Source organism: Micrococcus sp. HSID17227, assembly GCF_003989405.1.
In the GTDB taxonomy this organism is placed as follows: Bacteria; Actinomycetota; Actinomycetes; order Actinomycetales; family Micrococcaceae; genus Micrococcus; species Micrococcus luteus.
In genome coordinates this window covers 1-9,835 of the sequence record NZ_RBLN01000060.1, presented here as the reverse complement: position 1 = coordinate 9,835, position 9,835 = coordinate 1, and the positions used below count along the sequence as shown (strand labels likewise).

Sequence of the window (9,835 nt, the reverse complement as noted above, 5' to 3'; positions counted from 1 at the left end):
TCATCGTGATGACTCCATTCGAGGATTCTGTGGAAGGTTGACTCGACGGATCACACGGTGGCCGCGTCCACGTCTGAGACGACACGCCCGACCACCGGGCGCTACACCACTATGCGGGACTCAACTCGCCATGCGCCGTGCGCGCCACATCCGACCCTGTCCGCCCGCCACATGACTCGCCACAACCGACCCGCCAGAGCGGCAGCCGCCCGTACGTTTCTGGCGGGCCCTGGGGCGCGCGGGAGCGCCCACCGGGACACCCAGATTTCACGCCGACCGGATCCCGCCTGATATGCGAAGAGTTCACCGCGCGTCGTGTGAACTCTTCGCTGCATCTCGACAGCTCGACTCCCGCTCTTCCCGCGGGCTTCCCGCTCGCGTTATGGCACCTGAACGGCACTCCTGCGGTGCCGTCTCCGGCGCACTTCCCGCCCCCGTGTTGTCGAGATGCAGCGAAGATTTCACAGACGCGCATCTATGTTTCATAGAACAGCGCACACCTCGCCTCTTGACGGAGCGTGATGTGACCAGCAATGAACTTGTTGCCATCGTGCGACTACGCGCCGTGAGGGCCAGGGGACGCACGCGGGCCTCCTGAGTGGGCGCGTCGATTGAAGCGTCGGAACAGCAGGGGGGCGCCCCCTGCCGCGTGGTGGGGCCGAGCCATCGCCCGACCCCGCCGCGAGGCACGAGTCACGCCGCGTGGGGCTCGTCGGAACGCAGTTGCCCGGCCAGTGCCAGGACGCCGGCCAAGGCCAGCGGGACCATCCCCGCGGCCACGAACAGTGCTCCTGGGGCGACGGTGGCGGAGACCGCCCCCACGAGCCCGACGGACAGCGGCATGAACGCGATCGAAACGAAGAAGTCCAGGCTCGCCACCCGTCCGAGCATGTCCAAGGGCACGTGCGCCTGGAGGACGGTCCCCCAGATCACCATGCCCACTCCGATGCCGGCCCCGTAGAGCATCAGACCGGCCCCGATGATCCAGGGGTTCAGCGTCCAAGCAGGCAGGGCCAGCGGGACACATGCCAGAGCCCAGACTCCCACCATTACGGGCAGGAAGCGCCGCGGCGCCTCCATGCCGCCAGCAATCAGCGAGCCGACCAGCCCGCCGACGCCCAGCGCCGCCAGCACCGCCCCGTAGACCGCGGCACCGTTCTCGTGGCCGTCGCGCAGCAGCGCCGGCAGCAGCACCTCGAGGACGCCGGTCGTCACCAGGCCCATGACGGCGGCGAACAGGACGCTGCTCCTCACCCAGCGCGTCCGGAGGACGTACGTGAATCCCTCGGCCAGGTCCCGGAACGGGTGCTGAGGCGCCGCATTCGTATCTGGGGGGCCCACCGCAGGCAGGCGGGCGGCCAGCACCGCGCCGGCCGCGAGCGAAAGGGCAATGAGCAGCCCGCCCGCAGGAGGTGTCGTCGCACCGATGACCGCCCCGGTCAGGGCTGGTGCCAGGGCCTGACCGACGACGGGCCGCGTCGCCCCCTCGAGGCCGTTCACGGCCATCAGCTGCTCCTCCTCGACGAGCAGCGGCACCAACGCCGTGTAGGCCGGGAAGAAGAACGCCGTCGATGCCCCGACGATCAGTGCTGACAATCCCAGGAGCCAGTACTGAGCGGCCCCCATCGTGGCGAGGCCGGAGACGACACCGGCCGCCACCGCATTGACGACCAGGACGGCCACCAGGATCCCCTTCTTCGACAGGCGATCGGCGACGACGCCGGCCGGCAGTGAGGCAGCCAGCAGGCCGACGCCGCTCCACATGACGACGCCGGCCAGCGTCGGCGGATCAGCTCCGAGCTCCAGCACTTGCATGGCCAGGTACAGGTTCCAGGCACCCTGGCCGAAGATGGCCAGCACCATCGCCAGGAACAGCGGCCGATACCGGGGGGAGGACAGAGGTGCCAGTGCGGTGATCGAGGTCAACGGGTCACCCCCTCGGTGCTCAGCTCGAGACGCGGCCAGTCGGTCAGGTCTCGGAGCATCTGGCGGTCGTGAGTGGCCACCACCACGGCCGCCCGGGTCTCCCGGATGGCGTCCGTGAGCTCGTCCACCAGCGCGGCGGAGAGGTGGTTGGTCGGCTCGTCGAGCATCAACAGGTCCGGCTGTTCAGCCAGGCACAGCGCCAGGTGGAGCCTTCGCTGCTGCCCCTGAGACATCCGCCCAACGGGCGTGTCCAGGCTCCGCGGTTCTAGCAGGCCCAATGACCCGAGTGACGGCACACCGTTGTTCCTCGCCATCAGACCGTTGCGGTGCAGGTGCGCCTCGAACGCCTGCCGCGCCGTGTGTCGCGGGTTCCATGCGGGCACTTCCTGGGCGAGCAGCGCGATCTTCGCGCCCGTGTGCCGCAGGATGCGGCCGGCAGTGGGCTCGAGGATGCCGGCGAGGACCTGGAGCAACGTGGACTTGCCGGCGCCGTTCGGGCCGGTGAGCAGCAGGCGATCCCCGCCGTGGAGCTCGACGGAGGCCGGCCCGTGGAGGCGGCCGGCCAGGCCGACCCCCTCCGCACTGAGCAGTGGCCGGCCTGCCCTGGTCGTCGAGGCCGGCCACGTCAGGGACCGGGGCGGGTCCGGCACGGTGATCTCATGCGCCGCCAGATCCCGCATCCTGCGGTTGAAGGTTTGGACCACGCCGCCGGCGCGAGTGGCCCGCTGGTGCTTGCCCGTCCCCTTGTCCGGACGCCACCGGTCCTGGAGACGTCCGCGGGCGGCCTCGGCCGCGATGGTGAGGGCGGCGTGTTCGGCCAGCTGCTGCTCATGCTCCTGTTCCCAGGCGGCCCGCTCGGCACGCCGCCCCTTCTCCCAGGCCTCATAGCCTCCGGTGTACTGCCGGGGGCGACCGTCACGAGTGGGATCCAGGTCGAGGAAGACGTCGGCGACGTCCTTCATCAGTGCGCGGTCATGGGTGACCACGGCGAACCCCCCAGCGTGCTCCCTCAGTGCCCGTGTCAGGTACTCCAGGGCCCCGGCGTCGAGATGGTTGGTGGGCTCGTCCAGCAAGAGCAGGTCCACCGCAGAGCCCAGGACGACGGCCAGCCGGACGCGGTACCGCTGTCCGACGGACAGTGCCCGCAGCGGACAAGCCCGATCCGTGCAGGCGGACAGGCCGTGCAACGCGAGGTCGATGCGCCGCTCGGCGTCCCAGGCGTCGAGGGCGGTGGCCGTCTCCAGCGCTCGGGCGTAGGCGTCATCGGCTCCAGGCCTGCCCTCTGCCATGGCGAGGGTGGCCTCCTCGAGGCGGTCCAGGACACGGAGGGACTCGCCGATGGAGTCGTGGACGAGGTCACCGACCGTGCGGTCGTCGTCCACGTCGAGGTCCTGTTCGACGAGGGCGACCGTCCCTGCGCGGGTCACGGTGCCGGAGTCCGGCATCAGGGTGCCGGCGAGCACATGCAGCAGCGTGGTCTTGCCGCGGCCGTTCTCACCGACGACGGCCAACCGGGATCCGGCGGAGACCGTGACGTCCACGTCGTTCAGCACGGTTCGATCGCCCAGGGTGAGGGTGATGCTCTCGGCTCGGATGTGGGCGGCGCTGCCTGCAGGCAGGGCAGGGGTGTTCAGAGGGGTCAGGGTCATCGTGGTCTCTCAGCTCGTCATGGAGCCGGGCAGCATGAGAAAGCCGCCCGGCAGGGTGCCAGGACGGCGAGCGGGTTTCGTCAGGAGTTGTCCGCCGCCGTCAGCGGGCGGAGCGGAGCTTCATCGACGCGATGCCTCTGTACATGGACTCGACGATATCAAACGCGGCAGAGGAGTCCCGGATCGCCACAGACCTGTATGTCGAGCTATCGAGCGTCCCGGGGAGGCAGAGACTGGAAAACTGACGAGCGAGACAGTCATGGTTTGGCCTCTGCGGCCCCGTCAGAGGTCTGCGGCTCGATAGAAGGCCGGGACTGCTGCACGGATAGGTGACAGGGTGGGTCAGGCTGCCTGAGCGGCCGGTGCGGTCATGATGGTCTCGTATTCAACGGGAGTCAATCGGCCCAGGGCTGTCTGCCTGCGCCGGCGGTGGTAGGTCCGCTCAATCCAGGTGACGATCGCGATCCGCAGCTCCTGGCGAGTGGCCCAGGTGCGACGGTCCAGGACGTTCTTCTGCAGCAGCGCGAAGAAGCTCTCCATGGCCGCGTTGTCACCGGCGGCACCGACCTTGCCCATCGAACCGACCATGTCGTGGTGGTGCAGGGCGCGGACGAATTTCCTGGACCGAAATTGCGATCCGCGGTCTGTGTGCAGAATACAGCCGGCCACCTCGGTGCGTCTGGCCACGGCATTGTTTAGCGCATTCACGGCCAGGCGCGACTTCATCCGGTCGCTGATCGAGTAGCCCACGATCCGGTTGGAGTACACGTCCTTGACCGCGCACAGGTAGAGCTTGCCTTGACCGGTGCGGTGTTCGGTGATGTCGGCCAACCAGAGTTCGTTCGGGGCGTCGGCGGTGAAATCGCGTTTCACCAGATCGTCGTGGACCGGTGGGCCCGGCTTCTTGCCGTTCTTGCCGCGCTTCTTGCCGAACGCGCTCCACCAGCCGTTGGCCGAGCACACCCGCCACATCGTCCGGTCACACGCGGCGTGGCCGGCGTCTCGGGCCGCATCGGCCAGGAACCGGTAGCCGAACTCGGGGTCGTCGCGATGGGCGTCGAACAACGCGTTGGCCAGGTACGCCTCGGCCAGTTCGGCGTCGGTGACCGGGGTGGCGAGCCAGCGGTAGTAGGGCTGGCGGGCGAGCTTGAGGACCCGGCACGTCACCGTGACGGGGATCCCGTCGGCGGCCAGCTCACGGACGAGCGGGTATTTCATTTTCCCGGCAGGTGCGCCTGGGACAGATAGGCCGCCGCCCGGCGCAGAACCTCGTTCTCCTGCTCCAGCAGCCGGATGCGCTTCTTGGCCTCCCGGAGCTCGGCGTGCTCGGCGGCGCTCGTTCCGGGTGTGGAGCCCTCTTCCACGTCCGCCCGGCGCATCCAGTTGCGCAGGCAGGACTCGGCAATGCCGAAGTCCGCGGCGATCTGCTTGATGGTCTGGCCAGGTTCACGATCGCGGACGACGCGCACGACGTCGTCGCGGAACTCCTGGGGATAGTGCTTGGGCACGGTGTTCATCCTTCCAGCAACGCCTCACAGCGTCACAGATCAGATGTCACCTATCCGTGCAGCAGTCCCGCCCTCGCAAGCCTCTTGAAGCCTCAGCCTTGCCCATATGCGACCGTTTCACGAAAAGTTCTAGGACTGTCCACGTGCCACCGTCTGCCACGTCCGCCACACCGATTGGTGCTTTTTCTGATGACTTTCACTATCACTCGCGCAATTGAGACCTTGTCAGATCCGAATGTGCAGATCGAACACGCATTGCGGCAATGTCTGGTAGTGGCAAAGCGAATCCAGTCCGACCCTATGGTGGAATGGGTGAAGGGCGAGCTTCAGGGGTACGGGTCACCAGACGTTAAACCTCCGAACTATCGCTCAACTCTCTTCGCTCCATACAGGCTCACATTCCATGGTCCGATGGGCGCCTCGTTGCGTCAGTCACTCAGTCGTTCGGACATCCCAGAGTCATTACGAGTACCCGCAGAAGCAGACTTCCTACGCCAGCCCGTGGCGGAGGTCAGCGCCCTGACCCGAGACCGGGAGAACTCACCGGAGCTTAGCCTTCCTCTCATTTGGGTCGATGAGTTCCGTCGCCTCGGCAATGAAGGCAAAGCGCCCAGAGTTGAGATGATGGAGCTCGCATCGGCCTGCAGAGTCCTGCCCCGGACGCATCTGGAGGGCATCGTCGATCGTGTGCGCACCTCTGCCCTAGAGCTGCTGTTGGAGCTCGAAGCCATTGATCCATCAGTGGGCGATGTCGGCAAGGATGCGGAGGGCACACGGGGAGAAGCACGCAGCGTCTCTCTTCAAATCATCACCCAAAACATCTATGGCGACCGGGCATCGGTGGTCTCACAAGGGCAGGTTGACGGCGCCGCCTCAGTTGCAATTGACGCTCGCGTGACTCCTGGAGATCGTGAGGGACTTTTGGATGCTGCCGCCAAGCTTCTCGAGCCCGATCAGGTTGCAGATCTTCGACAAGCTCTCGATGAGGACGGCAATACGGTCGGTGAGTCCACACGCTCGTTTCTGACAAAATTGCGCGACGGGGCCGCCGAAGCTTCCGGCCAAGCTGCCGTGAGTGGCCTCACTGCACTACTGACCCAGTTCTTGGGCGGCACGTTTCCCTGGTGAGAGGAGCACGGCCCCCACTGATCGCCTACTAGGACACCCTGCCGCCGGACGTGGCAGATGGCGATCCAGTAGCAACTCTTAGACATGCAGAGTGTTCGGAGTGGGCGTGGATGCGCTCGTGCGACCCGCAGGAAGTACCGCGGCTCCAGTCTGGAGGCGCCTTCTACGCACCCAGGCGAATTCGCACGGCCCCGTCCTGGATGCCCTTCTTCACTCATCTCCAGCTCGGCCTACTTTGCAGAGACGAACGTGTGGCGCGTGTTTGTGAACTCTTGGCCGCGCGTCGTGTGAAATCTTCGCTGCATCTCTACACGTGTGGCCCATGCACATCGCCTCGCCACTGCTGCTCATCCCCCGAACGGAGCCGCCTCTGATCCAGGCCCAGAGGGGGTCTCTGGGGCGTGGATCAGGGGCGGCTCGCTGGCCTGGATCTGGCGGGCCTACCTCGAGGTTCCCGTGGATCTGTGGCCGGGCAGTGGCGGCAGACTCCCCTCCCTCTGGCCCTCGTGCGGCTTGGTTTCCGCCGGGCCCCTGGCTGCCTGCTCCCGGTCTGCTCGCCCGCGCACGGCTGCGCTCTGGCTCCCGTCTACCTTCGGTGCTCCTTGGATGCTCGCCGGTCGCTGGTGCTCGTATGGCACGGCTTCCCGCTGGGGAGCTCGCGTGAAGATGTCGCAGCCGCTGGTCTACGTGTCGTAGGGCCCGGCCGGGGGCGTCTCAGAGGCCGCCGTGCGGGGTCATGTCGATCTGCTCAACAACCCGGTTCTGGGTGGTGTCCACGACGACGGTCATGGGGCGCTCGGTCCGCGGCGCGGTGACCCAGGGGTCCTCGCCGGTGGTCTCGGTGGCCACCATGAGCGCGACGTCGACGCGCTCGCCCTGAACGGTCTGCGCGCGCGACTCGAGCACCTGCACCGACGTGCTGGCCTTGGCCTGTACGAAGCGGTGCTGGGCGTCGGATTCCCAATCCCGATCGACGTCGAGCGTCTTCAGCAGCTCAGGGCTCACCGTGGGCGCCAGCGCCTCCCGCCACTGCTGCCGGCTGGTCTGCCACGTGCGCGCGTTCATGGCCTGCGCAAACCGGCTGGCCACGTCCTCGGCACGCTTGCGGGCGTCGGGGTCCAGACCCTGCACGGCTCGCTCCTGGGCGGCCTTCTCCACCTCCATCTGGGAGCTGCGCGCCGCACTGACCGATGACGGGCTGACCTGGGCGTTTCCAGATTTCGACGGCCCCGTGGAGGGGGTCGTTTCCCGATTCGTTTCCTGACTCGCAGCGCTGGCCGGGACGGTGCTGGCCGACGACTGAGGCCAGGCCCCGGCCGTCGAGCTCGCGGCCGCCGCGGGGGTGGGGGCCGGCGCCTCCGGCGCCTGCTCGCCGGGGGCGCCGGTGAGCAGCCACGCGCCGGCGCCTGCCACGGCGAGAGCGCCGACCAGGAAGGGCCAGGCCCGCCCCGTGCGGGGCTGGGGCTCCTGGGGGTGGCGGGTGGTGTCCGTGCGGCTCACTTCTTCTCCTGGATCACGTCGAAGTAGACGGTGTCGGTGCCGGTCTGGGTGACCGGGTGCTTGCGGGTGCCGGCGGACTCGTTGATCGCGGAGATCATCATGCCGTCGCCGACGTAGATGCCCACGTGCTCCCACCGCCCGCGGGTGGGGTCCCACTTCTGGGCGACGATGTCGCCGGGCTGCGGGGTCTCGGTGCGCTTGCCCACGGTCCACGGGGCCTGGCGGGGCATGTCGATCCCGTTGTCCTGGTAGACGCGTGAGACCAGCCCGGTGGCATCCCAGGATCGGAAGTCCGCGGCGCCGTAGGTGTAGGTGCCGCCGATGCCGGCTTCGGCGCGGGAGACGATCTTCGAGCGCGAGAAGTCGGCCGGGATTTCCAGGCGCTTGGTGTCCTCGTCCAGGGCGTGGTTGCCCTCGGGGGCGGTGCTGGAGGTGGCGCTGGCTGCGGCCGCAGCCCCGCCGGCGCCCTGGCACATCATGGGGGTGGTGCCGGTGACCTGGCCCAGGATCTGGTTCGCCGCGTTCTCCCACTTGTTGTACTCGTCGGGGTGGCGCGAGTTCTGTACGGCCTGGGCAGCCGACCCGGGGGCCATGCCCTCCCAACCGGGGATGTCCAGCAGGCCCGGGGGCATGCCCTTGTTCGGGCCGGTTGGGCCGCCGAAGAACGCTCGTGCGGCGTACTCGGGGTTCATCAGCTCCGGCACGCTTCCCCAGCCGGCCACGGTGCGCTGCTGGAAGACGTTGACCGAGTCCTTGTTGGTGCCGGTCTTCTGGTGCGGGAAGTTCATGGACTCCGGCAGGGTCGGGTTCGCCATGTTCTGGAGCATGGTCTCCTGGAGCCCGGTCACCAGCGCCACCTGGATCCCCTTGTCCGAGATGTTGAGCTCGCGCGCCACCCCGACGATCAGGGCCGCGTTCTCCACCTGTTCCGGGGAGAGCGTCCACTCGCTGCCCTCGGGCAAGGTGATCCGCACCGGCCCGTTGACCTTGGGGGGCTGCCCGTCCGAGGCGGCGGCGCCCGCGGGCGAGGATCCGCTGGCCAGCGTGGCCGAGGGAGCCGAACTTGAGGAGGCTGCTGCCGAGCTCGAGGACGCCGCCCCCGCGGCATCGCCGCCGGCCGGAGAGGTCAGCCGGGGCATCTGGCCCTTCTCCAGGATCAGGCCGCGCTCGGCCAGCCAGGTCTGCGGGTTGGACCGCTCGCCGTTGACGTAGAGCATCAGGTGCAGGTGCACGCCCGTGGCCACGCCGGTCTCGCCGGCTCCGGCCAGGTGGTCCCCGGCCTTCACCTGCTGGCCGGGCTTGACCACGGTGGTGCCGTTGGCGATGTGGACATAGCGCCACTCGATCCCGTTGCCCGAGTCGATCTTGAGGATGTTGCCGCCCTCTTCACCCTCCATGTTGGTGCCGATGACCGTGCCGCCCATGACGGCGTTGATGGGGGTGCCCTCGGGGATGCCGCCGATGTCCACGCCGCCGTGGAAAAGCAAGGGCGCCTCGCTCGTGTAGCCCGGGGGGATGTACCCGGGCCCGAAGGGGTTCGGACGCGGCCCGTAGTCGGAGGTGACCCGGCCCATCAGCGGGATGGCCAGGGACCCGTCCGCGGCGGTCAGGCCCCCCACGACACAGGAGAGGGAGGACTGCTGCATCTTCAGCTTCTGCTGGGCGCCACCGATCATCAGGATGATCAGCAGGATCAGCACCACCACGAAGGCGACGACGGCCACCACGGCGCCGGCCCCGATGAAGACGGCGCGGCGCTTCATGCGTGCTGCCCCCGCGGGCCCTGGGCGGCCCGGAGGCGCTCGCGCATCCGCTGGGTGGCCTCCGTGCTGTGCGCCCGCGGCCGCCGCGGGGGCTGCTGGGGGCCCTGGCTCGAATCCACGACGGTGCCCTCGACGACCTCGGGCCGGCGAGGGGTCACGGTGGCCTTGCCGTCGCTGCCCACCGTGATCCGGGACTGGCGAGGCACCCGCTGGGGCTTGCCGGGGCCGGTGAGCTCCTTGCGGTTCTGGCGCTCGATGGACCAGGCCGCGCCCTGGGCAACGACGTTGACCGCCCCACCCATCGGACCACCGATGGCGGCCGCCCCGACGCCGACGGCACGCACCAGCGGAGCCGGGGGCA

At 68.4% G+C, this 9,835-nt stretch carries 7 protein-coding genes; 1 reads left to right on the top strand and 6 read right to left on the bottom strand.

The genetic code is table 11. The features are described from left to right. Positions 1–693 precede the first annotated feature (693 nt). The 3 genes from D8M29_RS05100 to D8M29_RS05090 all read right to left on the bottom strand — a co-directional run bounded on the left by D8M29_RS05100 (position 694) and on the right by D8M29_RS05090 (position 5,083). A complete protein-coding gene (locus D8M29_RS05100; RefSeq protein ID WP_065573238.1) occupies positions 694–1,926 on the bottom strand; it encodes an MFS transporter in 1,233 nt (410 codons plus the stop codon). Next, entirely contained in the window at positions 1,923–3,575 is a 1,653-nt protein-coding gene (locus tag D8M29_RS05095) for an ABC-F family ATP-binding cassette domain-containing protein (RefSeq protein WP_069941851.1), read from the bottom strand. The genes D8M29_RS05100 and D8M29_RS05095 overlap by 4 nt, the downstream gene beginning before the upstream one ends. 342 nt (positions 3,576–3,917) lie before the next feature. Continuing rightward, positions 3,918–5,083, bottom strand: a protein-coding gene (locus tag D8M29_RS05090; protein WP_127435183.1) for an IS3 family transposase whose coding sequence is annotated in 2 segments (ribosomal slippage) — positions 3,918–4,796 and positions 4,799–5,083 — 1,164 coding nt in all. Because the reading frame shifts where the segments join, the coding sequence is not laid out codon by codon here. A gap of 189 nt (positions 5,084–5,272) precedes the next feature. Between D8M29_RS05090 and D8M29_RS05085 the strand changes: the two genes are divergently transcribed. Beyond that, positions 5,273–6,211 (top strand): hypothetical protein, encoded by a 939-nt coding sequence (locus D8M29_RS05085; protein WP_127435182.1) that lies wholly within the window; start codon positions 5,273–5,275, stop codon positions 6,209–6,211. Positions 6,212–6,925: 714 nt separating this feature from the next. Here the strand turns inward: D8M29_RS05085 and D8M29_RS05080 are convergent. From D8M29_RS05080 to D8M29_RS05070, 3 genes are all read right to left on the bottom strand, one after another. Further along, positions 6,926–7,711 carry a hypothetical protein gene (locus tag D8M29_RS05080; RefSeq protein WP_127435181.1) on the bottom strand — a complete coding sequence of 262 codons (786 nt, stop codon included), beginning with the start codon at positions 7,709–7,711 and terminating at the stop codon, positions 6,926–6,928. Beyond that, positions 7,708–9,474, bottom strand: coding sequence for a peptidoglycan DD-metalloendopeptidase family protein (locus D8M29_RS05075; RefSeq protein ID WP_127445828.1), 1,767 nt, complete (start codon positions 9,472–9,474; stop codon positions 7,708–7,710). The genes D8M29_RS05080 and D8M29_RS05075 overlap by 4 nt, the downstream gene beginning before the upstream one ends. Further along, on the bottom strand, positions 9,471–9,835 hold a 365-nt coding region (locus tag D8M29_RS05070), incomplete at its 5' end, for a hypothetical protein (RefSeq protein WP_238693332.1). The genes D8M29_RS05070 and D8M29_RS05075, both read right to left, overlap by 4 nt.